General features: G+C 66.0%; 29 protein-coding genes. 10 read left to right on the plus strand and 19 right to left on the minus strand.

Annotation, left to right across the window (positions count from 1 at the left end; translation table 11 throughout):
• Positions 1–25: 25 nt before the first annotated feature.
• Positions 26–1,708, minus strand: coding sequence for a methyl-accepting chemotaxis protein (locus AB4Y42_RS05980; protein ID WP_368693630.1), 1,683 nt, complete (start codon positions 1,706–1,708; stop codon positions 26–28).
• 416 nt (positions 1,709–2,124) lie between these two features.
• On the opposite strand from AB4Y42_RS05980, the gene AB4Y42_RS05985 reads away from it, so the two are divergent.
• The 3 genes from AB4Y42_RS05985 to AB4Y42_RS05995 all read left to right on the plus strand — a co-directional run bounded on the left by AB4Y42_RS05985 (position 2,125) and on the right by AB4Y42_RS05995 (position 4,993).
• The gene (locus AB4Y42_RS05985; RefSeq protein ID WP_368686307.1) at positions 2,125–3,387 is read left to right on the plus strand and encodes an MFS transporter; all 1,263 of its coding nucleotides are present in this window, start codon (positions 2,125–2,127) and stop codon (positions 3,385–3,387) included.
• Between the two features lie 202 nt (positions 3,388–3,589).
• The gene (locus tag AB4Y42_RS05990; protein ID WP_368686308.1) at positions 3,590–4,075 is read left to right on the plus strand and encodes an adenosine-specific kinase; all 486 of its coding nucleotides are present in this window, start codon (positions 3,590–3,592) and stop codon (positions 4,073–4,075) included.
• 6 nt (positions 4,076–4,081) lie between these two features.
• Complete coding sequence (locus AB4Y42_RS05995) at positions 4,082–4,993, plus strand: DUF4922 domain-containing protein (RefSeq protein ID WP_368693631.1); 912 nt, start codon at positions 4,082–4,084, stop codon at positions 4,991–4,993.
• A gap of 67 nt (positions 4,994–5,060) precedes the next feature.
• Here the strand turns inward: AB4Y42_RS05995 and AB4Y42_RS06000 are convergent, their stop codons facing one another.
• From AB4Y42_RS06000 to AB4Y42_RS06010, 3 genes are all read right to left on the minus strand, one after another.
• A complete protein-coding gene (locus AB4Y42_RS06000; protein ID WP_368686310.1) occupies positions 5,061–5,501 on the minus strand; it encodes an acyl-CoA thioesterase in 441 nt (146 codons plus the stop codon).
• A gap of 52 nt (positions 5,502–5,553) precedes the next feature.
• Positions 5,554–6,084: an NUDIX domain-containing protein gene (locus AB4Y42_RS06005; RefSeq protein WP_368686311.1), complete on the minus strand. Its 531-nt coding sequence runs from the start codon at positions 6,082–6,084 to the stop codon at positions 5,554–5,556.
• A 96-nt stretch (positions 6,085–6,180) separates the two neighbouring features.
• The gene (locus AB4Y42_RS06010; protein ID WP_368693665.1) at positions 6,181–7,329 is read right to left on the minus strand and encodes a YbfB/YjiJ family MFS transporter; all 1,149 of its coding nucleotides are present in this window, start codon (positions 7,327–7,329) and stop codon (positions 6,181–6,183) included.
• Positions 7,330–7,504: 175 nt separating this feature from the next.
• Here AB4Y42_RS06010 and AB4Y42_RS06015 point away from each other — a divergent pair, with 175 nt between their 5' ends.
• Positions 7,505–8,446: a LysR family transcriptional regulator gene (locus tag AB4Y42_RS06015; RefSeq protein WP_368693632.1), complete on the plus strand. Its 942-nt coding sequence runs from the start codon at positions 7,505–7,507 to the stop codon at positions 8,444–8,446.
• An 82-nt stretch (positions 8,447–8,528) separates the two neighbouring features.
• Here AB4Y42_RS06015 and alaS read toward each other — a convergent pair whose 3' ends face one another.
• Entirely contained in the window at positions 8,529–11,153 is a 2,625-nt protein-coding gene (gene alaS / locus AB4Y42_RS06020; protein ID WP_368686314.1) for an alanine--tRNA ligase, read from the minus strand.
• A 326-nt stretch (positions 11,154–11,479) separates the two neighbouring features.
• Here alaS and AB4Y42_RS06025 point away from each other — a divergent pair, with 326 nt between their 5' ends.
• A complete protein-coding gene (locus AB4Y42_RS06025; protein WP_368693633.1) occupies positions 11,480–12,700 on the plus strand; it encodes a CaiB/BaiF CoA transferase family protein in 1,221 nt (406 codons plus the stop codon).
• 29 nt (positions 12,701–12,729) lie between these two features.
• On the opposite strand, the gene AB4Y42_RS06030 is transcribed toward AB4Y42_RS06025, so the two are convergent.
• The gene (locus AB4Y42_RS06030; protein ID WP_368686316.1) at positions 12,730–13,293 is read right to left on the minus strand and encodes an RBBP9/YdeN family alpha/beta hydrolase; all 564 of its coding nucleotides are present in this window, start codon (positions 13,291–13,293) and stop codon (positions 12,730–12,732) included.
• A gap of 150 nt (positions 13,294–13,443) precedes the next feature.
• Here AB4Y42_RS06030 and AB4Y42_RS06035 point away from each other — a divergent pair, with 150 nt between their 5' ends.
• The gene (locus AB4Y42_RS06035) at positions 13,444–15,162 is read left to right on the plus strand and encodes a glutamine--tRNA ligase/YqeY domain fusion protein (protein WP_368686317.1); all 1,719 of its coding nucleotides are present in this window, start codon (positions 13,444–13,446) and stop codon (positions 15,160–15,162) included.
• Positions 15,163–15,258: 96 nt separating this feature from the next.
• On the opposite strand, the gene AB4Y42_RS06040 is transcribed toward AB4Y42_RS06035, so the two are convergent.
• Both AB4Y42_RS06040 and AB4Y42_RS06045 read right to left on the minus strand, forming a co-directional pair.
• On the minus strand, positions 15,259–15,708 hold the full coding sequence (locus AB4Y42_RS06040) for an NUDIX domain-containing protein (RefSeq protein ID WP_368686318.1): 450 nt from the start codon (positions 15,706–15,708) through the stop codon (positions 15,259–15,261).
• Positions 15,709–15,715: 7 nt separating this feature from the next.
• On the minus strand, positions 15,716–16,114 hold the full coding sequence (locus AB4Y42_RS06045; protein WP_368686319.1) for an RT0821/Lpp0805 family surface protein: 399 nt from the start codon (positions 16,112–16,114) through the stop codon (positions 15,716–15,718).
• 189 nt (positions 16,115–16,303) lie between these two features.
• Between AB4Y42_RS06045 and AB4Y42_RS06050 the strand changes: the two genes are divergently transcribed.
• A complete protein-coding gene (locus tag AB4Y42_RS06050; protein ID WP_368686320.1) occupies positions 16,304–16,546 on the plus strand; it encodes a hypothetical protein in 243 nt (80 codons plus the stop codon).
• A 32-nt stretch (positions 16,547–16,578) separates the two neighbouring features.
• Here AB4Y42_RS06050 and AB4Y42_RS06055 read toward each other — a convergent pair whose 3' ends face one another.
• Complete coding sequence (locus tag AB4Y42_RS06055) at positions 16,579–17,901, minus strand: cytochrome-c peroxidase (RefSeq protein ID WP_368693666.1); 1,323 nt, start codon at positions 17,899–17,901, stop codon at positions 16,579–16,581.
• 380 nt (positions 17,902–18,281) lie between these two features.
• Between AB4Y42_RS06055 and AB4Y42_RS06060 the strand changes: the two genes are divergently transcribed.
• On the plus strand, positions 18,282–19,865 hold the full coding sequence (locus AB4Y42_RS06060; protein ID WP_368693634.1) for an acid phosphatase: 1,584 nt from the start codon (positions 18,282–18,284) through the stop codon (positions 19,863–19,865).
• 325 nt (positions 19,866–20,190) lie between these two features.
• Positions 20,191–20,571: a PH domain-containing protein gene (locus AB4Y42_RS06065; protein WP_368686322.1), complete on the plus strand. Its 381-nt coding sequence runs from the start codon at positions 20,191–20,193 to the stop codon at positions 20,569–20,571.
• Between the two features lie 162 nt (positions 20,572–20,733).
• On the opposite strand, the gene AB4Y42_RS06070 is transcribed toward AB4Y42_RS06065, so the two are convergent.
• The 7 genes from AB4Y42_RS06070 to AB4Y42_RS06100 all read right to left on the minus strand — a co-directional run bounded on the left by AB4Y42_RS06070 (position 20,734) and on the right by AB4Y42_RS06100 (position 23,243).
• A complete protein-coding gene (locus AB4Y42_RS06070; RefSeq protein WP_368693635.1) occupies positions 20,734–21,009 on the minus strand; it encodes a hypothetical protein in 276 nt (91 codons plus the stop codon).
• A complete protein-coding gene (locus AB4Y42_RS06075; protein WP_368693636.1) occupies positions 21,006–21,260 on the minus strand; it encodes a hypothetical protein in 255 nt (84 codons plus the stop codon). The genes AB4Y42_RS06070 and AB4Y42_RS06075 overlap by 4 nt, the downstream gene beginning before the upstream one ends.
• Positions 21,257–21,436 carry a hypothetical protein gene (locus AB4Y42_RS06080; RefSeq protein ID WP_368693637.1) on the minus strand — a complete coding sequence of 60 codons (180 nt, stop codon included), beginning with the start codon at positions 21,434–21,436 and terminating at the stop codon, positions 21,257–21,259. The genes AB4Y42_RS06075 and AB4Y42_RS06080 overlap by 4 nt, the downstream gene beginning before the upstream one ends.
• Positions 21,433–21,810, minus strand: coding sequence for a hypothetical protein (locus AB4Y42_RS06085; RefSeq protein ID WP_368693638.1), 378 nt, complete (start codon positions 21,808–21,810; stop codon positions 21,433–21,435). Before AB4Y42_RS06085 ends, AB4Y42_RS06080 begins: the two co-directional genes overlap by 4 nt.
• Before the next feature lie 4 nt (positions 21,811–21,814).
• On the minus strand, positions 21,815–22,246 hold the full coding sequence (locus tag AB4Y42_RS06090; protein WP_368693639.1) for a hypothetical protein: 432 nt from the start codon (positions 22,244–22,246) through the stop codon (positions 21,815–21,817).
• A complete protein-coding gene (locus tag AB4Y42_RS06095; RefSeq protein WP_368693640.1) occupies positions 22,243–22,686 on the minus strand; it encodes a hypothetical protein in 444 nt (147 codons plus the stop codon). The genes AB4Y42_RS06090 and AB4Y42_RS06095 overlap by 4 nt, the downstream gene beginning before the upstream one ends.
• 191 nt (positions 22,687–22,877) lie before the next feature.
• Positions 22,878–23,243 (minus strand): hypothetical protein, encoded by a 366-nt coding sequence (locus AB4Y42_RS06100; RefSeq protein ID WP_368693641.1) that lies wholly within the window; start codon positions 23,241–23,243, stop codon positions 22,878–22,880.
• A 275-nt stretch (positions 23,244–23,518) separates the two neighbouring features.
• On the opposite strand from AB4Y42_RS06100, the gene AB4Y42_RS06105 reads away from it, so the two are divergent.
• The gene (locus AB4Y42_RS06105) at positions 23,519–23,743 is read left to right on the plus strand and encodes a hypothetical protein (RefSeq protein WP_368693642.1); all 225 of its coding nucleotides are present in this window, start codon (positions 23,519–23,521) and stop codon (positions 23,741–23,743) included.
• Positions 23,744–24,231: 488 nt separating this feature from the next.
• Here the strand turns inward: AB4Y42_RS06105 and AB4Y42_RS06110 are convergent, their stop codons facing one another.
• The 3 genes from AB4Y42_RS06110 to AB4Y42_RS06120 form a co-directional block, all read right to left on the minus strand.
• The gene (locus tag AB4Y42_RS06110; protein ID WP_368693643.1) at positions 24,232–24,840 is read right to left on the minus strand and encodes a recombinase family protein; all 609 of its coding nucleotides are present in this window, start codon (positions 24,838–24,840) and stop codon (positions 24,232–24,234) included.
• Between the two features lie 129 nt (positions 24,841–24,969).
• Positions 24,970–25,098, minus strand: a complete 129-nt coding sequence (locus AB4Y42_RS06115) for a hypothetical protein (protein WP_368693644.1) — start codon at positions 25,096–25,098, stop codon at positions 24,970–24,972.
• Between the two features lie 228 nt (positions 25,099–25,326).
• A complete protein-coding gene (locus tag AB4Y42_RS06120; protein ID WP_368693645.1) occupies positions 25,327–25,896 on the minus strand; it encodes a hypothetical protein in 570 nt (189 codons plus the stop codon).
• Positions 25,897–26,421 lie beyond the last annotated feature (525 nt).

Here is a 26,421-nt window from a genome sequence, read left to right on the forward strand (position 1 = left end):
CAACGAGCGACGAACGGCAACGGCGTCAAGCCAGCCGGAATTTCCCCACCAGCCGCTTGAGCACCTTCGCCTGATCGTCGAGCGATTGTGCCGCGGCGGTCGCCTCTTCCACGAGCGCCGCGTTCTGCTGCGTGCCGGCGTCCATCTGCGTGACCGCGCGGCTGATCTCTTCGATACCCGAGCGCTGCTCGCGCGAAGCGGCCGAAATTTCGCCGATGATGTCGTTCACGCGCCGCACGGCCTTCACGACTTCGTCCATCGTCGAGCCCGCGTCCTGCGCCAGCGTCGAGCCATTCGATACGCGCTCGACCGATGCGCCGATCAGCGCCTTGATCTCCTTGGCCGCCGCCGCGCTGCGCTGCGCGAGGCTGCGCACCTCGCCCGCCACCACGGCGAAGCCGCGCCCGTCCTCGCCCGCACGCGCCGCTTCCACGGCGGCATTGAGCGCGAGAATGTTGGTCTGGAACGCGATGCCCTCGATGACGCCGATGATGTCCGCGATGCTCTTCGCGCTGTCGTTGATCTCCTGCATCGTCGCGACCACGCGCCCCACTACCGAGCCGCCTTTCTCCGCGATTGCCGAGGCGTTGCCCGCCAGCGTGCTGGCCTGCTCCGCGTTCTCGGCGTTCAGGCGCACCGTGGACGTGAGCTGCTCCATGCTGCTCGCCGTGCGCTCGAGCGCCATGGCCTGTTCTTCGGTGCGGCGCGACAGATCGAGATTGCCGGTCGAGATTTCGCCCGAGGCGGAGGCGATCGCCTCGGCGCTGGCCGCGATCTCGGCCACCGTGGTCGAGAGACCCTTCTGCATGTCGCGCAGCGCGCCCAGCATGCTCGCCGCGTCGCGGGCGTGAACCGTGACGGGCTGGGCGAGATCGCCGGCCGCGATACGTGCCGCGATGGCCTTGGCGTGCGCGGGCTCGCCACCGAGTTGCCGCGCAATGCGGCGCACGACCCATTCGCTCACGAAGAAGGCGAGCACGAACATGGCCACCGTCGCCACGGCCATCATCACGAACGACGACTTGAAGATGAACTCGGCCTTCGCGAGGGTCGCCTTCGCGGCCGTGCCGCGCTGCGCGACGAGGTCGTTGACGAGCGTTTCGAGCTTGCCGGTCTCCACGAGTAGCGAGACGTCCTGCGTGCCCACCTGCCAGCTCATCTGCGAGAGATCGAGCGGCTGCTGCTTCACGAGCGTCACGAAGTCGCGCAGATGGCCGCTCCACGCCGTGGTCGCATCGGCGAGCTTCTTTTGCAGGGCGAGCGCGTCGCCGCCCTGCTCCTGTGCGTATTGCTGCAGCTGGCTCATGCCGCGCTCCAGCGCGCCGAGATCCTTGTCGATGTCCTGGCCCAGTTCGTCGCGCTCGCGCGCCGTGGTCGCGGTGAGCAGCATTTTCTGCGCGCGGCTCGCGCGCAGCACGTGGCCGCGCGCTTCCTCGGCCGCACGGCTCGCCACGTAGCCTTGTTCGTAGATCGATTGCGTCGAGCCGTTGAGACGGCTGATTTGCGCGAGCGAAATCGCGCCGATGGCGAGCGTGCCGATCAACACCAACGCGAAGGCGAGGCGCAGTGTGGCCTTCACGGAAAGCCGCGAGCTGCGCGTCGCCGCGCCAGCCCGTCCCGTTTTGCGTTGCTGCGCGTTCGCCGCGCCGCTTGCCGGATCCTGCGGCGCAAACCCTGCGTGGCCGCCGCCTTGCGATACTGCTTTCATTTTGGTCTCCAGCATTGTTGTCAGGCTCAGCGCCATCGTTCTTGATTTGCGCTACGCCTCAACCCCGGTCTACGGCACACCGCCGCGCATTCTTTAACGCCTTCGCGCGCGGCTGCGGCTCGTATTCCGGCCCCGTAATGCACGCCTCGTGGGCGCGCACATCGGCGGTTTATACACGGCCAAAATGAATTGCCAAAAATCCCGCATGAATTTTGTGTATTGGCTCCCGCCCTTGCGGCATAGGGCCGCAGGGCAACGGTGCGTCGCTCATGTCCGATTCTCGACAAATCTTGTCCGTCCGGTTCGAGCAAGACACATTACACTGCGCTCATAACTCTTATACATGTCCTTTCATGCCGCCGCCGCTGCCCGCCAGGCGTGGTGCCCGCTGAATACTCTCTGCTGCTACCGACAACATGGAAACCAGTCTCGACAAGCGCGCCCTGCCGGGCGCCGCCGCGGGTTCGTCCGCGGCCGCTTCTGCCCCCGCCGCAGGCGCGGTGCAACGCACCGTCTACTCGGTGCTGGGTGCGATCAGCTTCTCGCACCTGCTCAACGACATGATCCAGTCGCTGATCCTCGCCATCTACCCGATGCTCAAGGACAACTTCTCGCTGTCGTTCACGCAGATCGGTCTCATCACCCTCACCTACCAGATCACGGCGTCGATGCTGCAGCCGCTGGTGGGCTTCTTCACCGACAAGCGGCCGCTGCCGTACTCGCTGCCCGTCGGCATGGGTTTCACGCTGTGCGGCCTGCTGCTGATGTCGGTCGCGCCGACTTTCGGCGTGCTGCTCGTGGCGGCCGCCCTGGTGGGCTGCGGTTCGTCGGTGTTCCATCCCGAGTCGTCGCGCGTGGCGCGCATGGCGTCGGGCGGGCGTCACGGCCTCGCGCAGTCGCTGTTCCAGGTGGGCGGCAACGCGGGCACGTCGCTCGGGCCGCTGCTCGCCGCCGTGATCGTCATTCCGCACGGCCAGCGCAGCATTGCGTGGTTTTCGGCGGCGGCGCTCGTCGGCATGGTCGTGCTCACGCAGATCGGCCGCTGGTACAAGGCCCATCCGGCGATGAAGAAAAAGCGCGCCGAGGTGGCGCACGTCACGCTCTCGCGCAAGCGGGTGGCGACCGCCATGGGCGTGCTCGTGCTGCTCGTGTTCTCGAAGTACTTCTACCTCGCGAGCATCAACAGCTACTTCACGTTCTATCTGATCGACCGCTTTCACCTCTCCGTGCAGGCCGCGCAGATCCATCTGTTCGTGTTCCTCGCCGCGGTTGCCGCCGGCACGATCATCGGCGGCCCGGTGGGTGACCGCATCGGCCGCAAGTATGTGATCTGGGTCTCGATTCTCGGCGTGGCGCCGTTCACGCTGCTGCTGCCTTACGCCAACCTGTTCTGGACCGGCGTGCTCACGGTGATCATCGGCGTGGTGCTGGCCTCGGCGTTCTCGGCCATCCTCGTGTACGCGCAGGAGCTGATTCCCGGCAAGGTGGGCATGGTCGCGGGTCTCTTCTTCGGCTTCGCGTTCGGCCTCGGCGGCATCGGCGCAGCGGTGCTCGGCCAGTTGGCGGACGCGACCAGCATCGGCTTCGTCTACAAGGTCTGCTCGTTCCTGCCGCTCATCGGCGTCCTCACCGTGCTGCTGCCCGACGTGGAAGGCAAGCGCGCGAAGAAAACCGCATAAGCGCAGCGGCGCACGCGTCGCTCGGCAAAACGGCCGGACGCCCCTCGGGGCTCCGGCCGTTTTCGTTGTGCGCCTGCACACGCTTTGCCTCGCCGCGACTTCGTACTAGGCTTGTGGTTGGCCGCCGCCTCCGGCCCGCCAGCGAGCCCCTTCGGCCCGGCGCAAGGCGGCGCTTTCGAGACGCCCGCGCACGAGGTTCGCCATGCAACTGTCCACGGTAGAGATCGAAAAACCCGAAGCCACCAACTTCATCCTCGGCCAGACCCACTTCATCAAATCCGTCGAGGATCTGCACGAGGCGCTCTACGGCACGGTGCCGGGCATCCAGTTCGGCCTCGCGTTCTGCGAGGCGTCGGGCAAGCGGCTCGTGCGGCGCTCCGGCACCCAGGACGCGCTCATCGAGATGGCGACGCAAAACGCGTTGCGCATCGCGGCGGGTCACTGCTTCATCGTCTTTCTCGGCGACGGCTTCTTCCCCATCAACGTGCTCAACACGATCAAGGCCGTGCCCGAGGTCTGCCGCATCTTCTGCGCCACCGCGAACCCCACGCAGGTGCTGATCGCTGAGACGGATCAGGGGCGCGGCATCGTCGGCGTGGTGGACGGCATGCCACCGCTGGGCGTCGAGGCCGAGGACGACGTACGCTGGCGCAAGGACCTGTTGCGCGCCATCGGCTACAAGGCCTGAGCGCCGATGGGAACGCTGGGCGCGGCAATCGAGCGGCAGACGGCGCACGCGCTCGCCTGCGGCGCGCTCCATCCCATCGAGACGGCGCATACCTTCATCGACGATGGCGGCATGCGCTTCTCCGTGCGCGTGGCCGCGAATCTCGCGCGCAAGGAGGCGGCGCGGCTCACGCCGCAGACTTCGACTGCGTCTGTTCCGCAGCCCCCGCGCGATGCGTTCCTGCCTTACGAGCCCGATCTTTTCGTCGGCGACCTCTCGCCCACTCACGTTGCGCTGCTCAACAAGTTCAATGTGATCGACCGGCATCTGCTGATCGTGACGCGCCGCTACGAGCCGCAGGAGGCGCTGCTCGACGCGGCGGACTTCGCCGCACTGATCGCGGTGCTGCGCGAGATCGACGGACTCGGGTTCTACAACGGCGGCGCAGCCGCGGGCGCGAGCCAGCCGCACAAGCATTTGCAGATGGTGCCGCTGCCGCTCGCAGGCGATGCGCCTCACGCGGCGCCGCTCGAAGCGCTGCTCGGCGGTGCGCAGGCGGTCCACGGCGCGCCTCCCATCGCGATCGTGCCGGGGCTCGCGTTTCGCCATGCATTCGCGCGTCTCGATCTCGGCCCCGAGGCCGGCACGGCGGAAGATGCCGCGCATGTCGCACTCGGCTGCTATCGCGCGCTGCTGGACGCGGCGGGCGTGCCCGCTGTCGACGTGGGCGGCGTCGCGCATCAGGGCGCGCCCTACAACCTGCTCGTCACGCGCCAGTGGATGCTGGTGGTGCCCCGCACGACGGAATGTGTCGAAGGGATTTCGGTGAACTCGCTCGGCTTTGCCGGCTCGTTCTTCGTGCGCAATGCGGCTCAGTTGCAGACGCTCGCGCAACTCGGCCCGATGACGGCGCTCGAACGCGTGAGCGTGGCGCGTTGAGGCGTTGAGGCGTTGAGGCGTTGAGGCGCTGAGGCGCGTCTGGCCGACCGCGTCTGGCCGACCGCGTCTAGCCGACGACGAGCGGCTCGAGCGCCGCGCACAGCGCATCGGGCAACGCGCTCACGGGCCGGCGCGTCGCCCGATCGACGTAGACATGCACGAAATGACCCTGCGCCGCGGGCACGTCCTCGCCTTCGCGAAAGAGCCCGACCTCGTAGCGCACGCTCGACGACCCGAGGCGAGCCACGCGCAGCCCCGCCTCCACGCGCTCCGGAAACACGAGCGGCGCGAAGTAGTTGCACTGCGTTTCGACGACGAGCCCGATGGTCATGCCGTGCTCGATGTCGAGCGCGCCCGCGCGAATCAGATACTCGTTCACCACGGTGTCGAAGTAGCTGTAGTAGACGACGTTGTTCACGTGGCCGTAGACATCGTTGTCCATCCAGCGCGTGCCGATCGGCAGGAAATGACGATACCCGGAGCGGGCGACGGTGACGGGTCGGTTCATCGAGGAGATCCAGGGAGGGCGTAGCGGGAAAGCGTCGCTCGGCGCGCGGCCATCACTGGCCCGGACGCTCGACGAACTCGAACGGCAGGCCGCGCCGGCGCATCCATTCGCCGAGCGCCTGGCCCGTGCCCGCGCGCCACGGCCGCAGCTTCGCGGGCTCGACGAGGCGGTATTCGAGCAGTTCCGGCGAGAGCGCGATCGTGCCCGACGCCTTCACGTGATACGCGATGATGAGTTCGTTCTTGCGGATGAACTCGTACACACCAATCAGTTCGACGCTCTCGGCGCGCAGCGCGGTTTCCTCGTGCACCTCGCGCGCGATGCCCTCCTCTGGGGTTTCGCCGTTTTCGAGAAAGCCGGTGATGAGCGCGAACATGCCTTCGGGCCAGGCCGCGTTACGGGCCAGCAAAATGCGGCCCTCGTACTCGACGATCGCCGCCACGACGGGCAGCGGATTGTTCCAGTGGACGTAGCCACAGGCGTGGTCCGGGCAGGCGAGACGCACACGGCCGCCTTCGTGGGCGGGATCGGCGCGCTCGGTCAGACGCGTGGCGCAGCGCGGGCAAAACTGGTATTCGCTCATGGGGGAAAAGGCAGGGGTCGATGGCGCTGGGAACCAGCCGCGCGACCCGGTGGACACGCTCGCGGCTTGCGCGAAAGCGTCCATTCTAGTGTGCTATCAACGTCCGCGTGCGGCCTCGCGCGTATGCCAGGCCCGCCAGACGAGCCCGATTGCGCCGGCCACGAGCGCACCCGCCGCGAGCCACAGCGAAGGCGAGAACGAGCCCGTCGACGCCGCGAGCGGCGCGGCCACGAGCGGCCCCGCGATCTGCCCGACGCCATAGGCGGCCGTCGCATAGCCCATCAGCGCGGCGGCATGCTCGCCGCGCAGCAGACGCGCCTCGCGCATCGCGAAGAGCGTGATCGCCGTGAACGGCAGGCCGATCAACACGCTGCCGAACGAGAAGCCCGCGGCGTTGGGCCAGATGATGCCAAGCGCGATGCCCACGGCCTGCAGCACGTAGGCGCCCGCCAGCATCAGGCGGTTGTCCCAATGCAGCGGAAGCCGCGCAGCCAGCAGCGCGCCGGCGATCAGCGCCGCGCCGAGCATCGGCCAGAACAGGTCGGGCCACGCCGAGCCGGGCAGCGCATGGCGTGCGATCACGGGCAGGAACGTCGCCGTGATGATGTAGCCGAAACCCGGCACGCCGTAGAGCAGCACGAGCCAGAAGGCGTCGGCGCGGCGGCCGTCGCGCTCCGCGTGCGCGGCGTTTGCCGCAGCACGCGCGGCGGGGCGCGGCGCGAGCGCGCGCCTGTCTTCGCCAAACGTCGACCAGACGACGGCGGCGAGCAGCGCGCTGATCAGCCCGAAGCCAATCCAGCCCGTGCGCGCGCCGAGACCGCCGGCCGCGCTCACGAACAGTCCGGTCGCAATGATGCCGACGCCGGGACCGGTGTAGATCACGCCGCCCCACTCGTTCGCGCCGAGCTGCGCGAGCCGCCGCAGGCCCCACTGCGAGGCGAACACGAAGGTCCACGCGCTCACCGCGCCCGCCACGAAGCGCACCACGGCCCAGATCCAGAACTGCTGGGTGAGGCCCATCGCGAGCGTGAGGAGCACGGTGACCACGAGGCCCGCACGCACGATCCTCGCGGGCGCCATGCGCAGCGCGGCGCAGCTGATCGCGCCCACGAAGTAGCCCGCGTAGTTCAGCGAGGCGAGCCAGCCGCCGTGACGCAGGTCGAGCGCGCCGCCGTGCAGCATCAGCGGCAGGAGCGGCGTAAAGGCGAAGCGCCCGACGCCCAGCGCAACGGCAAGGGACACCATGCAGGCCAACGCCGCACGTCGCCCGGCATGCGGGCGGGGTTCGGAAACGTGGACGGTGCCGGGGACGTAGTCGTTCATGAGATCAGCGGATTAAGCAACTGCCTACCATCGTAGGCGATTCCATCGTTCACTAAAAATGAATTATCATGAATCGATGCATCCCGAGGAGAGAACTATGGACCTCGCCGAACTGGCGATTTTCCGGGCGGTCGTACGGGAAAACGGCGTGACGCGGGCCGCCGCCAAGCTCAACCGCGTGCAGTCGAACGTGACGACGCGCATCAAGCAGCTCGAAGATCAGCTCGGCACGCCGCTCTTCACGCGCGAGGGCCGCCGCCTGATTCTCACGCCCGCTGGCGAAACCCTGCTGCCCTACGCCGAGCGTCTGCTCGCGCTCGCCGACGAAGCGCGCCATGCGCTCAAGGCCGGGCGCCCGGCGGGACGCCTGCGCCTGGGCACCATGGAGAGCGCCGCGGCAAGCCGTCTGCCCGGCCCGCTCGCGCACTATCACCAGACGTGGCCCGAGGTCACGCTCGAACTGGAAACGGGCACGACCGGCACGATGATCGAGCGCCTGCGCGAATACGCAATCGATGCGGCGCTGATCGCCACGCCGCTCGCCGGGGTGCCGGACCCCGAGGTATTCGAGCACGTGCCGGTCTATCGCGAAGAACTGGTGATGATCACGCCGCGCGGCCACCGGCCGATCCGACAGCCCAGCGATATCGCGCTCTCCACGCTCGTCGCGTTCGAACGCAGCTGCGCGTATCGCGCCTATGTCGAGCGCTGGTATGTGGAGCATGGCATCCGGCCGTCACGCGTGCTGGAACTGGGCTCGTATCACGCGATCATTGCGTGCGTGGCGGCGGGCGCGGGTGTGGCCGTCGCGCCGCGCTCGGTGCTCGAACTGCCACGCAGTGCCGACGACGTCACGATTCATTCGCTTGGCAAGCTCGGTCAGATCGACACGCTGCTCGCCTGGCGGCGTGGCCACTATTCGCCTGCGCTCGGCGCGTTGAAAGAAGCGCTGCTGGAGGATGCGCAACGCACGGGCAGCACGGCATTGCGATTCGCGGCTGACGCGGCAGCCACGCCCGCAGGCCTTCACGCCTTATAAGGCGCGCGGGAAACAAAAAGGGCTGCCCTCACGGACAGCCCTTCTTCGTCGCGAAGCGGCGTTCACGCCGCGACGCGTCGTATTACAGCTTCGCTTCGACCCAGCCCTTCACGCCGGCGAGCGCGGCCGGCAGGTTGGCCGGCTCGGTGCCGCCTGCCTGCGCCATGTCGGGACGGCCGCCGCCCTTGCCGCCGACCTGCTGGGCGACGAAGTTCACGAGTTCGCCGGCCTTGACCTTCTTGCTCGCCTCGGCGGTCACGCCAGCGATCAGGCTGACCTTGCCGCCGTCGACAGCCGCCAGCACGATCGCCGCGCTCTTGAGCTTGTCCTTGAGCTTGTCCACGGTCTCGCGCAGCGTCTTCGAATCGGCACCATCGAGCGTCGCGGCCAGCACATGCACACCGTTCACTTCGATGGCCTGCCCCACGAGTTCGTCGCCCTGGCTCGAAGCGAGCTTCGACTTGAGCGCGCCCAGTTCCTTCTCGAGCGACTTCACCTGGTCCTGCACCTGCGCGATACGCTGCGTCAGTTCCGACGGTTGCGCCTTGAGCGCCGCCGCTGCCGCGTTCACGCGCGCATCGAGCTCCTGCACGAAGCGCACGGCGTTGTCGCCCGTGATCGCTTCCACGCGGCGGATGCCCGCGGCCACGCCGCCTTCCATCACGATCTTGAAGAAGCCGATGTCGCCGCTGCGCGTGACGTGCGTGCCGCCGCACAGCTCGCGCGAGAACCCGAGGTCGAGCACGCGCACTTCGTCGCCGTACTTCTCGCCGAACAGCGCCATCGCGCCGCCCTTCACGGCGTCGTCGTACGACATCACGCGCACGATGCCGGGCGCGTTCGCGAGTACTTCCGCGTTGACGATCTGCTCGACGCGGCGGATCTCGTCGTCCGTCATCGGCGCGTTGTGCGCGAAATCGAAGCGGGTTTTATCCGCGTCGACGAGCGAGCCCTTCTGCTGCACGTGCGAACCGAGCACTTCACGCAGCGCCTTGTGCATCAGGTGCGTGGCCGAGTGGTTGCGCGCCGTGCGGGCGCGCAGGATGGCGTCGATTTCCGCCTTCACGACGTCGCCGACCTTGAGCGTGCCCTGCTCGAGCGTGCCGTGGTGGCCGCTCACATCGGCCTGGACCTTGAGCGTGTCGGCCACGGCGAAACGGATGCTCGCGTTCGAGATCACGCCCTGGTCGCCCACCTGGCCGCCCGATTCCGCGTAGAACGGCGTGTGGTCGAGCACGACCACGGCGTCCTGGCCCGTCTTCACTTCGGTAACCGAAGCGCCGTCCACGTAGAGCGCGACGACCTTCGCGTCGTCGAACGCGATTTCCTCGTAGCCGTGGAACGTCGTCTTGGCGCCCGAGTATTCGAGGCCCTGCGTCATCTTGAACTTGCCTGCCGCGCGTGCCTGCTCGCGCTGACGCGCCATCGCTTCGTCGAACGCCGGCTCGTCGACCGTGACGTTGCGTTCGCGGCAAACGTCGGCCGTGAGGTCGAGCGGGAAGCCGTAGGTGTCGTGCAGCTTGAACGCGAGTTCGCCCGAGAGCGTCTTGCCGCCCTTGGCTTCGAGGTCGGCCAGTTCGGCTTCGAGAATCGACATGCCGTGCTCGATGGTCTCGAAGAAGCGCTCTTCTTCCTGGCGCAGCACGTCGGTCACGCGCTGCTGCGCTTCGGCGAGTTCCGGGTAAGCCGCGCCCATTTCCGCGACGAGATCCGCCACCAGCTTGTGGAAGAACGCGCTCTTCTGGCCGAGCTTGTAGCCGTGGCGGATCGCGCGGCGCACGATACGGCGCAGCACGTAGCCGCGGCCTTCGTTGCCGGGAATCACGCCGTCGACGATCAGGAACGAGCACGCGCGGATATGGTCGGCGATGACCTTCAGCGAGTTGTTCGTGAGGTCGGGCGTGTTCGTTTCGCGCGATGCCGCCTTGATGAGGTTCTGGAACAGGTCGATCTCGTAGTTGCTGTGCACGTGCTGCAGCACCGCGGCGAGACGCTCGAGACCCATGCCCGTATCGACGCACTGCTTGGGCAGCGGCGTCATGTTGCCCTGGGCGTCGCGGTTGAACTGCATGAACACGAGATTCCAGATCTCGATGAAGCGGTCGCCGTCTTCTTCAGGCGATCCCGGGGGGCCGCCCCAGATTTCCGGGCCGTGGTCGTAGAACACTTCCGAGCACGGGCCACAGGGACCGGTGTCGGCCATCTGCCAGAAGTTGTCTGAGGCGTAGCGCGCGCCCTTGTTGTCGCCGATGCGGATGATGCGCTCCACCGGCACGCCGATTTCCTTCGCCCAGATGTCGAAGGCTTCGTCGTCTTCCTGGTAGACGGTGACCGTGAGCTTGTCCGCCGGCAGCGCGTAGACCTTGGTCAGCAGTTCCCAGCAGTAGTGGATCGCGTCGCGCTTGAAGTAGTCGCCGAACGAGAAGTTGCCGAGCATCTCGAAGAACGTGTGGTGACGCGCCGTGTAGCCGACGTTCTCGAGGTCGTTGTGCTTGCCGCCTGCGCGCACGCTGCGCTGCGCGGTCGTGGCGCGCGAGTACGGACGCTTTTCGGTGCCGAGGAACACGTCCTTGAACTGCACCATGCCCGAGTTGGTGAAGAGCAGTGTCGGGTCGTTGCCCGGCACGAGGCTCGACGAGCGCACGATCGTGTGGCCCTTCGATTCGAAGAACTTGAGGAATTTCTCGCGGATGTCGGCGGCTTTCATGGCGTGCGTTGGGTCCTTCCTGGGGCGTACGGTGCTGAGTCTTTGTCGTGGTCGCGCTCGGGGCCCACGTTGCTCACGAAAACCCCGGTGCTGAATCGAACGATTATACGGGATCGTCGCGCGCTCGCGGCGGCGCGTCCGGCGTGGTTTGCATGGGCGCGACAGGGCGCGCGGTGACACGGCGGACCGAGTGGCTTTGTTCCGCACTGCGGAACCTTGTACCGAATATTGGCCCATGCCGCGCCTTTTCGCTTACCATGGGCGGCATCGGCCGGCGCACCACGCGCGCTCGCTGCCCGCCTTGGAACGACATTGGAAGACACAGCATGGGCGCTCTCAGCCATATCCGCGTACTCGATCTCACCCGCGTCCTCGCCGGACCGTGGTGCGCACAGACCCTGGCCGACTTCGGCGCCGACGTGATCAAGGTGGAGCGCCCCGGCGCCGGCGACGACACGCGCCACTGGGGCCCTCCGTACCTGAAGACGCCCGATGGCGCGGACACCGCCGAGGCCGCCTACTACCTCGCCGCGAACCGCAACAAGCGCTCGGTGACGGTGGATATCGCCACGCCCGAGGGGCAGCGCATCGTGCGCGAGCTGGCTGCGCAAAGCGATGTCGTGCTGGAGAACTACAAGGCCGGCCAGTTGAAGAGATACGGCCTCGACTATGAGTCGCTGCGCGAGGTAAAGCCCGACCTCATTTACTGTTCGGTCACCGGCTTCGGCCAGACCGGGCCCTACGCCTCGCGCGCGGGCTACGACTTCATCGTGCAGGGCATGGGCGGCTTCATGAGCATCACCGGCGAGCGCGACGCGCTGCCGGGCGGCGGCCCGCAGAAGGCCGGCGTCGCGATCGCCGACCTCATGACCGGCATGTATTCGACCATTGCCGTGCTGACGGCGCTCGCGCACCGCGACCGCACGGGCGTGGGCCAGTACATCGACATGGCGCTGCTCGACGTGCAGGTGGCGATGCTCGCGAACATGAATTCGAACTACCTGGCGAGCGGCAATCCGCCCGCGCGCTGGGGCAACGCGCATCCCAACATCGTGCCCTATCAGGCGTTCCAGACGAGCGACAGCTGGATCATCCTCGCCGTCGGCAACGACGGGCAGTTCCGCAAGTTCGTCGAGGTGGCGGGCCAGCCCGGGCTTGCCGACGACGAGCGCTTCGCGACCAATCCGGCGCGCGTGCGCCATCGCGACACGCTCGTGCCGATCGTCGCCGACCTGATCCGCACGCGCACGAAAGCCGACTGGATCGGCGCGCTCGAAGCAGCGGGCGTGCCGTGCGGGCCGATCAACAACCTCGCGGAAGTGTTCGAGAACGAGCAGGTGATCGCGCGCGGGCTGCAGGTGGACGTGCCCCACCCTTCGGGCGGCACGGCGCGGCTCGTCGGCAACCCCATCCGCATGAGCGAAACGCCGCCGCGCGTGGCGAGCCATCCGCCCACGCTCGGCGAGCATACCGATGCGGTACTGCGCGAAGTGCTCGGCTACGGCGATGAGCAAGTGGCGGCGTTGCGCAGCAAGGGCGTGGTCTAACCGCAAGGCCCCGGGGCGGCCGCTTGGCCTCAGCCGCCCAGTTTCTCCATCGACATCAGCCACGCCAGCCCCTGCGGCCAGTCGTCGAGCCCGCTGTCGGCATTGATGTGCCCGCGCGCGCCGATCTCGATCCAGCGGCTGCCCCACGCCTGCGCGCAGCGCTGCGAAAACGCCACGCCGCCATACGGATCGTCGCTGCTGGCGACGACGACGCTCGCAAACGGGAGCGCCGCCAGCGGCACCGGATCGAAGCCCCGCGCGTCGCGCGGAAATTCGGGACCGTGCGGATCGGGTAGCGCCACCAGCAGCGCGCCGGCCACCTTCGCGCGCGTCGCCGCGCTCGCGTGATGCGCGGCCCAGTGCGCCACGGTCAGGCAGCCGAGGCTGTGAGCGGCGAAGCGCACGCCGGCCGGCGCGCGTCGTACGGCAGCCTCCAGCGTCGCGCACCACGCCTCGCAGTCCGGGTGCATCCAGTCGGGCATCTGCACCCGTGCAAAGCCCGCGTGCGCGGCTTCCCAGCGCGTCTGCCAGTGCCCCGGCCCCGAATCCATGTAGCCCGGCAGCACCAGCACAGCCGTTTCGCTCGTCGTCACGTTTTTCCCTCGCTTGTTGTGGTCCGCGCGACGATCCGGCACCGGGACTGGCACGGCGGGTCGCGTCAGGTAGAATGGAAGACACCATCGGGTGCCCGGTTACGCGCTTTTATCCTTTTGACGGGCGCCCTCGAACGACTCCCTTTTCGCATGAATACCGAACGTAAAGACGCCGACCGCACGGACGCGCCTGCGGCATCCAATTTCATCCGCAACATCATCGACGACGACAACCGCTCGGGCAAGTGGGCGCAGCGCGTCGAAACGCGCTTCCCGCCGGAGCCGAATGGCTACCTTCACATCGGCCACGCGAAGAGCATCTGCCTGAACTTCGGCGTCGCGAAAAGCTACGGCGGCGTGTGCCACCTGCGCTTCGACGACACGAACCCGGAGAAGGAAGATGTCGAATACGTCAACTCGATCATCGACGCCGTCGAATGGCTCGGCTTCGAGTGGAAGAAGGAAGATCAGGAATACCTCTTCTACGCGAGCGACTACTACGACAAGCTCTACGAGTTCGCCGAACTGCTGATCCAGCGCGGCAAGGCCTACGTGGACAGCCAGTCGCCGGAAGAGATGCGCGCGAACCGCGGCTCGGCCACCGAAGCCGGCAAGAACTCGCCGTTCCGCGACCGCTCCGTCGACGAAAACCTCGACCTCTTCCGCCGCATGAAGGCGGGCGAATTCGAGGAAGGCGCCCATGTGCTGCGCGCGAAGATCGACATGGCGTCGCCGAACTTCAACATGCGCGATCCGGTGATCTACCGCATCCGCTTCGCGCATCACTACCGCACCGGCGACAAGTGGTGCGTGTACCCGATGTACGACTACACGCACTGCATCTCGGACGCGCTGGAAAACATCACGCATTCGCTGTGCACGCTCGAGTTCGAAGACCATCGCCCGCTGTATGACTGGGTGCTCAGCGAACTGGCCGACGCCGGCGTGTTCACGCGCCCGCTGCCGCAGCAAATCGAGTTTTCGCGCCTGAACCTGACCTACGCGATCACGAGCAAGCGCAAGCTGCTGCAACTGGTGACCGAAGGCCACGTGGAAGGCTGGGACGACCCGCGTATGCCGACCATCGTCGGCGTGCGCCGCCGCGGCTTCACGCCCGAAGCGATCCAGCTCTTCTGCGAGCGCATCGGCGTGACGAAGGTCGATTCGTGGATCGACATGAGCGTGTTCGAAGGTGCACTGCGCGACGACCTCGACGACAAGGCGCCACGCACGGCCGCCGTGCTCGACCCGCTCAAGCTCATCATCGACAACTATCCCGAAGGCCAGAGCGAGGACTGCACGGCCCCCGTGCATCCGCATCATCCGGAGCGCGGCCTGCGCACGTTCCCGATCTCGCGCGAGCTGTGGATCGAGCGCGAAGACTTCAACGAGACGCCGCCGAAGGGCTATTTCCGCCTGTTCCCGGGCAACAAGGTGCGTCTGCGCTATGGCTTCGTGATCGAATGCACGGGCGCGGACAAGGACGAGAACGGCAACGTGATCGCCGTGCACTGCAACTACTTCCCGGACAGCAAGTCGGGCACGGAAGGCGCGAACAACTACAAGGTCAAGGGCAACATTCACTGGGTCAGCGCACCGCATGCGTGCCCGGCGGAAGTGCGCCTCTACGATCGCCTGTTCCGCGAAGAGCAGCCCGACGCGGGCGGCCGCGACTTCCTCGAAGCGCTCAATCCGGATTCGAAGCGCGTGGTGCAAGCGTATCTGGAACCAGGCGCACGCGACGCCGCACCGGAAGACCGCTATCAATTCGAGCGCCATGGCTACTTCGTCGCCGACCGCTACGATTCGAAGCCGGGTGCACCGGTATTCAACCGCATCGTCGGTTTGCGCGACAGCTGGGGCAAGTAAGGCTCGCGCCGCGCTTGCCGGCAACAAAAAGCCCGCACGGATTCGTGCGGGCTTTTTTCATTTTGGCGGCTGGCGCGTCTCAATCGAAACGCCGGCTCACAGTCTGCGATGCAGTTCCGCGAGCGAGAGCGACATGCTAAAGAGCCGCGCGAGACTGCGGCTCGCGTAGCGATCCACTTCGCCGGGCAAGGTCCAGCGCCAGGCGTCCATTTCCGGAATCATCACGCCGTCCTCACGGCGCGGAAACAACGACACGCAAACGCAACGCGTGAGGTCGAGTTCATCGGCGCTCGCACGCGCGGCAAAGAGATGCAGATCCTTATCGCGCCGGTACACGTAGCGACCGAGATCGACGAGGCGCGGCGCCGCGACATCGATGCCGGTCTCCTCGACCATCTCGCGGCGCGCGCTCTGCGATTCGCTCTCGCCTAGCTCGCCCTGCCCCTTCGGAATGTCCCAGTGATTCGTGCCGGTTGCGTGCGCGAGCAGCACGCGGCCTTCAGGATCGAGCAGCACGATGCCGCACGAAACGATCTTGCCGTTCACTGCGCGCTCAGTGCTGCTTCTGGAAAACCCAGGCGCCTTGGCCCGTGCGGCAGAAGTGCGGACGCAGTGTCATCGACTGGCCCTTCGCGTTGATGACGACCTCGGTATCGCGGCAGGTCTTCTCGCCTTCCTTTTGCGTATTCGACGGCGTGATGGTCGAGGTGATGCGCGTGCCGTTGCGCGAGCCTTCGTTCGACCATGACGCGCTCTCGCCATCGGCCTTGTGCTCGACGGCATCGCGCACGGCATTCTGGAGCGAGTTGTAGTCGGCCTGGGTCATAAACGACATGGGCGTGTTGTTCAAGAAACCCAGGTTGGCGGCGTGCGCGCTGCCCATGCCGACGGCGACAAGGAGCGCCGCGCCCAGGGCGCTCAGCGTGTGACGGGTTCGGGGCATGCTGGACATTGTGTGTTCTCCTCGGCGGACTGAACGAATCGACGAAAAGCATAACACGCGCCCTTTTTTCGGCTCGCCCAGCAAGGCCGAACGCGCGCGGGCCGCCGGGTCCTTTTCAGACTGATCCGATGGTGAGGGAGAGGGCCGATCACTACGATGGCTCCCTCTCCCACTTACAGCCCATCGGCAATCCCTGACATGACCTACGCCATCGCATTGAGGGTCTTTGCAGTTCTGCTGACCCTCATCTGCATCGGCTTGATGGCGTTCGTCGCGCACTACACGCTCGCGCCACGACCGCAGGCGCCCGGCCCGAACTTCGTAGTCCGTCCCGAGCGCCCACCGCGCTGGCCGGACGCCACCGTGCGCATCGGCACGGTCGGCTTGCTCGCGTCCTTCCTCGTACTCACCGGTGCCTGCCTGCTGATCGCGGGCGTCTGACGCCGCGCGCCCAGTTCACACTCAGTTGATGCTCAATGCGGGCCCGGCTGCCAGCCGTCGGTAAGCGTATCGAGAAACGCAATCACATCCTTGATTTCGGCGTTGCTGAACACCGGCTCGTCGCCGGGCTTGCGATCGAACGGCGGATCCGTGTTGAGATTCACCCAGTAGCGACTCGGCAGGTCGTCGAATTTCTGCACCCGGCCCTTCACCACCGGATAGAACTCCTCCGGATTCGTGTCGCGCCGCGCGTAGAAACGCAGCACGTCTTCGAGCGAGTGATAGATGCCGTTGTGGAAGAACGACTTCTTGAGCGCAACGTTACGCAGCGTCGGCGTACGGAAGAGCCCGCAAAATTCCGCGCGGTGATCGAGGTCCGTGCGCTCGGGGCCGCATGCGCCGAGATCGAAAAACTTGCGGTCGTGATTCACGGCGAGCGCGCGGTTGCGCGGCACACCCACGGCGATCAGACCGAAATCGCTGAACTGCGGAGGCGAGCCGTCCTTTGCACGCTGGCTGATATGGCAGCTCGCGCAATTGCCCTTCTTCTCGTCGTTGAAGAGCTGCAGCCCGCGCAGTTCGGCGGCGCTGAGCGTGGCCCTGCCGGCCAGGTACGCGTCGTACTTGCTCGTGTACGGATAGAACACTTCAGGCGACTGCTCGAAGGTTTCCAGTGACTTCAGTACTGCCTTGAAAGTCGCGTCGTCGTCAGCGAGGACGCGCGCGCCGAAGGCCTCGCGAAACGCCCCTGCGTAGGGCGCCGCGCGCACGGCTTCGGCGACCTTGCGCGGCGAACTCGCCATCTCGAACGTCGAGAGCAACGGAATGCGCGCCTGCTCCGAGCCCCGATCGACGCGGCCGTCCCACGTGAGGCCGCCGGTCGGACCGGCATCGACGCTTTCATCGCCTTCGTCATCGGAGTCGTGATAGTGCTCGGCGAACGCCGGCACTGCCTGCAGATACTTGAGCGTCGGCACGGCGCGCATGCCCTGGCGTCGCATGTCGGCGCCGCCGATCTGCACGTCGAGCGAGTTCGTCGGCGTGAACGCGTGGTCCGGGCTGTGGCACGACGCGCATGCCATCTTGCCCGAGCCCGAGAGCGACGGGTCGAAGAACATCTGCTTGCCGAGCGCCGTCATGCGGCGCACCTGCGCATAGACCTCGGCACGCGTCTGCCCGCCTTGCGCCGGCGCGGCGATCTTCATGAGCTTCACGCCCTGTACGGCGCGTGCGTTCGCATTGGCGTCGTGCGCGCGCGAGGCGCTGCCGGATGCACCAGTCGTCGCATCGGCGTCGGCGGAAGCGGACGTGCTGCCGTCGCATGCCGCCAGCAGCAACGACAGCCCGGCCGCCATCACGAAGCGCCCCGCGTGGCGGCGCGCGCCGCCGTGCGATCGAGCCCGCGTCTCACCATCCGTTCGCGCCGAACGACGCGCCAATCTACGCAACATGCCTGGTCCCCGAAGCTTGAGCGCGGCGCGCGCGTGGCCGCGCGCCGCTGCAGTGCGAATGCCGATGCGCTCAGCCGCGCATCGAAGTCGCGAAAGCGTATGTCAGGGATATGACGCTCCAATGACATGACGTAAGACAGATGTCATGCAATCAAAGGCTTTGGAAAAGCTAAATGTAATTTTTTACATATCGCTGTCAAAATCCGTTGCGACACTGCGCCTCGCCCGAAGACCGGTGTCATTCGCGCCGGCCTCCATGCGGGCCCCCAACGCGAGAGAGAAAAATGATCAACAGAAAATGGTTCTATGCCACGCCGATCGCGGTAGCGGCGTCGGTATTGGCCGTCGCGGCTTGCGGCGGCAACGACAGCAGCAAGCCCGGCCTTTCGTCGGTGAAGAACATCGTCGTGATCTACGCGGAAAACCGCAGCTTCGACAACCTGTACGGCAGCTTCCCGAACGCCAATGGCCTGCAGAACGTGAGCGCGCAAAGCGCGCAGCAGCTCGATCGCGACGGCTCCGTGCTGGCCACGCTGCCGACCGTCTGGAACGGTCTCACGCAAACGGGCGTCACGCCCGTCGTGACCGCGGCGATGACCGAGAACATGCCGAATGCGCCGTTCGCCATCGACGACGCGAAGGGTTACAACGTACCGCTCTCGGTCACGACGCGCGACCTGTATCACCGCTTCTACGAGAACCAGATGCAGATCCACGGCGGCAAGAACGACATGTTCGCGGCCTACGGCGACTCCGGCGGTCTCGTGATGGGGCACTACACGACGAGCGCCGAAAAGCTGCCGCTCTGGAAGCTCGCCCAGCAATACACGCTCGCCGACAACTTCTTCATGGGCGCGTTCGGTGGCTCGTTCCTGAATCACCAGTGGCTGATCTGCGCGTGCACGCCGTACTACGCGAACGCGGACACGAACCCGGCCAAGCCGACGATCTCGACCGTGGACGCCGATGGCGTCTCGCTCACGCTCGCATCGAACTCGCCGAAGTCGGCGCTCGATGGCGTTCCGAAATTCGTGAAGTCGGGCAACCTGACGCCGGACTTCTACGCGGTCAACACGATGCAGCCGCCGTATCAGCCGAGCGGCAATGCAGCGGCTTCGGGCGGCGACACGAACCTGGCCGACCCGTCGAACGCCTCCACGCTGCCCGCGCAAACGGCCCAGAACATCGGCGATCTGCTTTCGAACGCGGGCGTGACGTGGGCGTGGTACGGCGGTGCCTGGGGCGCGGCCGTGAGCGCGGCGCAGAACAGCACCTCGGGCGTGATCTACGGCGCGAACATGACGGCGCCGAACTTCCAGCCGCACCACCAGCCGTTCAACTACTTCGCGAACTACGCGCCGGGCACCGGCGCGCGCGCGAAGCACCTGCTCGACGGCGGCATGGACGGCACGGAGTTCATCAAGGCGATCGACGCCGGTGCGCTGCCTGCCGTGGCGTTCTACAAGCCGCAGGGCAACCTGAACGAGCACGCAGGCTACACGGACGTGGCGAGCGGCGACCAGCACATCGCTGACGTCATCGCGCATCTGCAGAAGAGCCCGCAGTGGAACAACATGGTCGTGGTCATCACCTACGACGAAAACGGCGGCTTCTGGGATCACGTTGCGCCGCCCAAGGGCGACCGCTGGGGTCCGGGCTCGCGCATTCCGGCGCTCGTCATCTCGCCGTACGCGAAGAAGGGTTACGTCGACCACACGCAGTACGACACGACCTCGATCCTGCGCCTCATCACGCGCCGCTTCTCGCTGCCCACGCTGCCGGGACTCGCGAGCCGCGACGCCGCGCTCAAGAGCAACGGCGCCCAGCCGATGGGCGACCTGACCAACGCGCTCGACGTCAAGCTCTAAGCGCGCGACTAGCCATCGGATCATCGATTGCCGGATGTTGCTCATCCGGTTTTGCGGGCAGCCCTCGGGCTGCCCTTTTTATTGCGCCGCGGATTCATCGCCCCTTGCACGCGCCATGCGCCGGCGGAGCCCTGAGCCGCGACGTTTGACCACGGATCCTGCGCCGAAAGATGCACTACCTTACAGATTAATTACTGCACAAATATTGACGGAGGTCATTGTGAAATACGTCGAATCGACTCTCCTACCAGGCGAAAGGATCGTCTGCGAGGGACACCCCTGCTTCTGGGCGATGGGTCCGCGTATCACACTGAGCCTTTTGCTCATGATTTGGGGCGTGCTCATCGGCACCATGGGGACCTCGCCGCTCGCAGCGGTGAGTTTTTTTGCCGCAGGGCTGGGACTGTTCGGCGCGTCGCTGCTCGCCTGGTGGACGACGGAATTCGCCGTGACCAACAAGCGCGTGGTGGCCAGGTTCGGTGCCGTGCGTCGTCACACGGTGGAGTTGACGCTCGCGAAGATCGAGAGCGTGCGGATCGAGCAAAGCCTGATCGGCCGGATATTCGACTATGGCGCGCTCGTCGTGGGCGGCGGGGGCCTGATCGCTACGCCGATTCCCGGCATTTCGAACCCGAACGAGTTTCGCCGCATGGTTTTTCTCGCGCAGGCGGCTGAGGAGCCAGTGCCGTTGCGGCTCGTGGCGTGAGGGGTTTGAGGCGGGGTGGATTCGTGGTGAAGGAAAAAGCAAAAAGCCCGGCGGTGAACGCCGGGCTTTTTGTTTGACCTGACACGACAGGAGGGGCTCGAACTCCCAAGCCCTCGCACACTACACCCAGCAATATCAATGATTTAGCTGAAGTGTGCGTCATCATTCCGCCGTGGAAATTGACACAGGAGCGGCGATGTTATCACGGGTCGCGGCCAGTTGCTCGCGCAACCTCTTGCGGGCCGCGTGCATCGCGAGATGCTTGGCGATCTCACGGGTAGCCGTCACGTTGCGTTTGCGCTCGGCGCGGGCCGCATGGTCACAGAGTTTGCACGCGCGGCGCTTGCCGTCCCTGCGTGACCGATCAGCATAGAATGCCTCGAACGGCTTCGACTCGTGACAGGTGATGCACTCGAACGTCTGGGCGTGGATCGTCATGCGCGGCCCTCCAGGATGTCCAGGACGGTAAATCCGATCTCCGCGCCTCGGCGCTTGGTCGCTCGCATGTCGGCCACGCGTTGGCGCTCGCGGTCCTGGGCCGCTTGATGCTCGCGCGTCATGCGCTCGGCAGTCGCCTTGACCTGGGCGGCGTAGTGCGGGTCACGCTCGGCCCGCTCGGTGACAGTCAACAGGCCGCCCCTCGGCTTGCCCGTAACCGGCAGGACTTCAGGCTCACGGCGGCGGCTCACGATTCATCCTCGTGGAACTGGGCCAGGTCGGAGAACCGGCGCGGCTCCAGCTTCGCACCCTTCAGCGCGTGATACAGCGGACTGCGGAAAGCGTCGCGGCGCTCGCGGGCGGCCTGGGATTGCTCCTTGCCGTATGCCAGTTGATCGGCGCGGATATCTTCGGGGGTCTGGGTCATCTCTGAAATCTCGATTGCAGGCCATAAGCGGCCCGTGGCAGGGTTGCGGATACCTCGCGGGTCGCATATCGCTCGACCGGCGCGGGCGTCTCTGGCGGCTCCTGGAACGGCGCGGGGGGTCTCGTGTCAACCGGGGCGGCAGCTTGCTTGCGATGCCATCGAACCCAGTCCGATCGTCCTAGCTCGCCGTGGCGCGGCTCCTCGTACTTCACAAAGACGCCAGGGCCGCCGAACTTCTCGAACCGATAGACGGCCTCGCGGTCGTCGCGCGGCAGGGAGTAGCCAAGCGTCTCGCCGGACGGCCCCACGTAGCGCCAGGGGTTGCGCGAATCCGCATCCTTCGGAAAGGAGCGGACCCGGTGCAGGAATGCCACGGCGTTAGCTCGCGGCCATCGGATGCTTTACGCGGGTGATCGTGACGCCCTCATAGCTCGGCAGCGAGTCATGCGGGGTCTCTACGATGTCGCCGACCCTCGGGCCAGCATGCGACGGCGCGACGGACTGCGAGCCAAAGCGTTCGATCATCGCGGCACGGTTGGCGGCCACGCTCTCGGCGGTCTGCTCGGCGGTGTTGAAGTAGCTGCGTTGCGGCGACTTGCGGACATCCTCCAGGACTTCGCGCTGTGCTTCGATACTCAGGCGGCCCGGATCGGTCACGGCCTCGTACATGCCCTGCGCGTTCTTCAGCGGATAGCCCTCGTGATCGCATTGGACGTAATGGAGCGCACCAGCGGCGCGGGCCTCGGCCAGTCGTTGGACTTCGCTTGCGGCGACAGCTTGGCCGGTGCGGGTGTCGATGAGGCGAATCACTCTGCGGCCTCCTCGGTTGCGGCGGCGCTCGGCTCACCCTGATAGAGAATCTTGGTCGGCAATGTCTTGCCGTAGCCATTCACGGCGACCGGTGCCGGGTTCGGGCGCTCACGTTCGGGGTCGATGCCTTCCACGCGACTCGCGGCGCGGCTCACGTCGCGGCGGTAGTTGTCCAGCGCGGCCCAGGCGTTGCTGTCCGTGTGATTGGCTTCGAGCATTCCGGCGATGTCGCCAAGAAGCTTCACGGTCGTCGGGTGGCCTTGGTCGGCGGCGAGCGTCGCGGCCTCGGCGCGGAGTGCTGCGGGCAGATCGTCAGCGGACAGGCGCGTGAGTTTGCTGATTCGGTCGCTTGCTGCGCGGATGCGCGGTGCGGATTCTGCGGCGGCGAGTGCTCGCTTATAGCGTTGCTCGGCAGCGTGGCGGAGATGGTTGGTGTGCATGGTGTACCTGGTAGAACTGATTGATTGAATGCCACGCACGGAGGCGCGGCGGATGGTTCGGTGTCAGGTCCGGGGAGCGTCCGGGATCAATCCCAGACGTGATAAAGGATCGCCGTGAACCCGCATAGCAGCAGGACGGGCACGGCGGTTAGAGCCAGGTCGAACAGGACTTCGACCAGTAGCGGGGGGGATCATGCGCCCTTGGCGGCGCGGTATGCCTCGACCAGCTTGATGTGTTCGTACAGCATGGGGACCAGCTTGCTATCGACCAGCGCCAGTGCCTGGGCGCATTCGTCGCGCAGCGCGGCCAGCTTCTCGACGCTAACACGCTTGGCGTTGCCGATCTTCGCGATACGCTCGGCCAGGTCATCAGACGGGAACAGGTCGGCGGCAGTAAACGCGGAGTCCAGCCACTGCTTACGCTCGGCAGGCTTCGGAATCATCAGGGCGGCGCTCAGGTCGGCAGTGACACGCGTCAGGGCGTCGCGTTGCTCCTCCCAGGCGATCAGGCCGGAGGACTTACGGGGCCGCTTCGGGAGGGTGCGGGATTTCGTCATGATTGGTCTCGTCAGAGTGTGGAAAAGCGGACAGCAGAAGCGGTGCATCTAAGCTTGCGCAGCCAGTACCGGCATTGCTCGCACAGGAGCCGGGGCCGCTTCGTGGTGTCCAGCGAGCCGCCAGGATGCCGGAGACCTCACGGGCCGTACAAGTCTTGACAGGCGGTCTCGAACCTGGGTGATTAGAACGGTCGTTCGTAAGTCCTGGATTCTCCAGGCAAAACGAATTCAGCGCACACTTACAAAACCTTTCGATCTAGTCAGGTATTCCGGGATTGCTGAAGCTCGATCAGGGCGGCCATGCACTCGGCAGCGGTCATGCGCTCGGCGTCGCGGCCACGGAGAACACGAGCCACGCACTCGGCGTCTCTGGCCCGCTCGATGTCTTGCGCACGCTCGGCGCGAGCCTGGGCGGCGTCTCGCTCTGCCTGGAGCCGATTGACGCGGCGTTGCTGCTCCAGCTTGGCGCGGAGTGCGCGAGCGTCACGGCGGGACTGTAGAAGCTCCTCGAACGTCACGCGGGGTCTCGGTGATGTCCGCTTGATGCGTTGGCGCTCAAACTTACCTGGGAGTCCCTGGCGCTTGCGGAGACGGCCCAGGACAGCCTCGGCGGCTTCGGACGGCTCACGGGATCGGCGGGCCTGGCGGCGGCGCTTGTGGGCGGCAGCAGCGGCCACGGGATCGGCCTGGTATCGCTCGCGCCTCTCCAGCTTCGTGCATGCCTTGCAGCAGGACGAATAAGCGCCACGGGTCCAGGGTGCGCGGGATCGGTCACGGTAGAACAGCGAAGGCGGGAGCCAGGACAGGCAGCGGAGACACAGGACGGTCTCCAGGGGGTCCACGGGCCTCGCGGGCGGATAGATCGGCATGGGATGTCCTTTCGCAAAAAACGTTGGTGCATCCACGCGACCAGGTGCGGGCGTGTGCGACCTCAGAAACGACAAGAGCCGCGCATGGCGGCCCTCGGGGGATTGGTTGGTGTTCGGGATCAGGCTGATTCTGCGGCGGCCTTGGCGGCCCGGACGGCTCGCGCTACTGCGGACTTACTCACGCCGTAGCGTTCCATGACATCCGCCCACTTCGCGCCATCGGCCACGGCCTGGGCGATCTCTGCATCGTTGATGGACTTCGCGCGGCCCTTGTACTTCCCTGCGGCCTTGGCGATCTCGATTCCACGGTCTGCCATCTCGCGACGGTTCTTGTAATCCGCCTCGCCCTGGGCGCACATGAACGCTAGAACGGCGTCACGCGCGGCCTTAGTCATGGGGTTGGTGTCCGCGCCATCGAACGTCATGCCGTTCATCGTGCAGACCACCTTGACGCCTCGCGACATCAGACGTTGCATGGTCGAATGCAGTTCATCGTACCGGCGCGAGATGCGATCCAGCCAGCGCACATACAGCACGCCACCATGCCGCAAGTCATGCTCAACCTTCTGCCACTCGGCACGGTCGGCAGGCGCTACGTGATACCCGCTCACACCTTCATCAATGAACGTGTCCACCTGGGCCACGCCTTGCTTCTCAGCGTCAGCGTATTGGCTCGCGCTCGATTGACCGTCAACGGTGGAGATACGTCCGTAGTAGAGATTCCGCATGGTGTCGCCTTGGTGTCAGTGAGTTCAGGTGTCGAACTCTACCAGGGTGTCAAAATACGGTCAACTCAAAAGACACCTTTACTTGATACCAGGCTAAGGTGTCACGCCGGTATACCCTAGCGACACCACTTACAGCCGCGCGATCCAGACGGCAGCACGGGCCACGCTCGCGCCGTACAGGACGGCAGCAGCGAGACGGGCAGCGAGCCAGCGACGGCAGCGGACAGGCCAGCGCGTGGCCCAGGTCGATTCATTCATGACAGGGATTCTCACTTGCCCGCCTGGACGGCTTGGCGGGAGACACGGGGGAAATTGACGTCGCGCGGAACCCGAAAAGGTGTCGCGGATTTTCGCGTGATTTTCTAGGCGGCTCGGGCCTCATGGCGACCCCCAAGGGGGAGGAGAACCCGCAGTGATCCACGGGCCTCCTATGGGGAGTGAGTGCGTCTCAGAGACACACGGCAGGCTCCTCCTCCACCGCAACCTTTACGCGGCCCGCGCTCGCTCGTATTCCGCCAGGAACGTCGCTACGTCAGCCGGTGCGAACCCCTGGCGCATCAGTCCCGCCGCCAGGTCGATAGCGGCAGCAGGAGCCGTATGCGTGCGTCCGAACGAACCAGGACCACGGGCAAACATCGGGACCGCCTCGGCGGTCTTCGTGACCTCCAGGACGGCCTGTGCATTCGTCTCGATGTCCATGGGAGCCGGTGCCGGGAATTCGCATGGGACATCCACGGCCACGCCTCGCAGCGCCTTGTATTCCGGGTAGCTGGAGACGACGCCCACGCGCATCTGTAGCTGTGCGACCTTGATCGGAGACCCCTTGCTCATCTTGCGGGGCGCATCGGGGTCCAGGGCCAGCGCGGCGGCGCGTTCTGCCTCGCGGGTATCGACGCATGTGCGGCACTTCGCGACGGTCCCCAGGAACCCGTTCGGCTCGATGCCGAACTCCTCAAGCGGCTTCAGCGTATGGCAGCAGCTACAGACCTTCGCTCGCTTCGCGCGAGCCAGGGCCAAGAGTTCAGGGCTCGTGTTCTTGATCTCGATTTCTTGCATGATTTTTCCTCGTCAAAAGGGAATTGGATAGGACAGCCAGGAAAGCTATCGGGCAGCGCACACAGGCGCGGCGAGATGTTGACGGGCGGAACCATGAACGCCTCGCGGTCCTCGCGGTACACGCGCATCTCACGGGGCCGGTGCGCTGTCCGGTAGCTTCTGGGAATGGGTAGGATGGTGCGGGGCGTCTCTCGACGTTGCCGCGTGATGTGCGATTCTCAGGCCGCACGGTTCGCCGGTTCGCGAGTCGGTTGGATAGTCCGACTGGGCGCGAGACCTCTTCCCAACACAAGGGCCGTACCTCGCGCGTCTCGAATCTTCGCGTCGGCGGGGGAGGTGCCTTGTTATGTCACCTCGGCAGGATTGCCGGGGCGTGTGCCAGACGGCACAGGTCGAACCTCGTGCAGACGTCAACAGCGATCAATGACGGTTCGCCCGTGATCCTCGCGGATACACGTTGTCTGCTCAAGGTTCGGCCCGTGCCGTCTCAGAGACGGACAAGATTGGGATTGGAGTGGCGGTAGC

The organism is Paraburkholderia sp. EG286B (assembly GCF_040965655.1).
Taxonomy (GTDB): Bacteria; Pseudomonadota; Gammaproteobacteria; order Burkholderiales; family Burkholderiaceae; genus Paraburkholderia.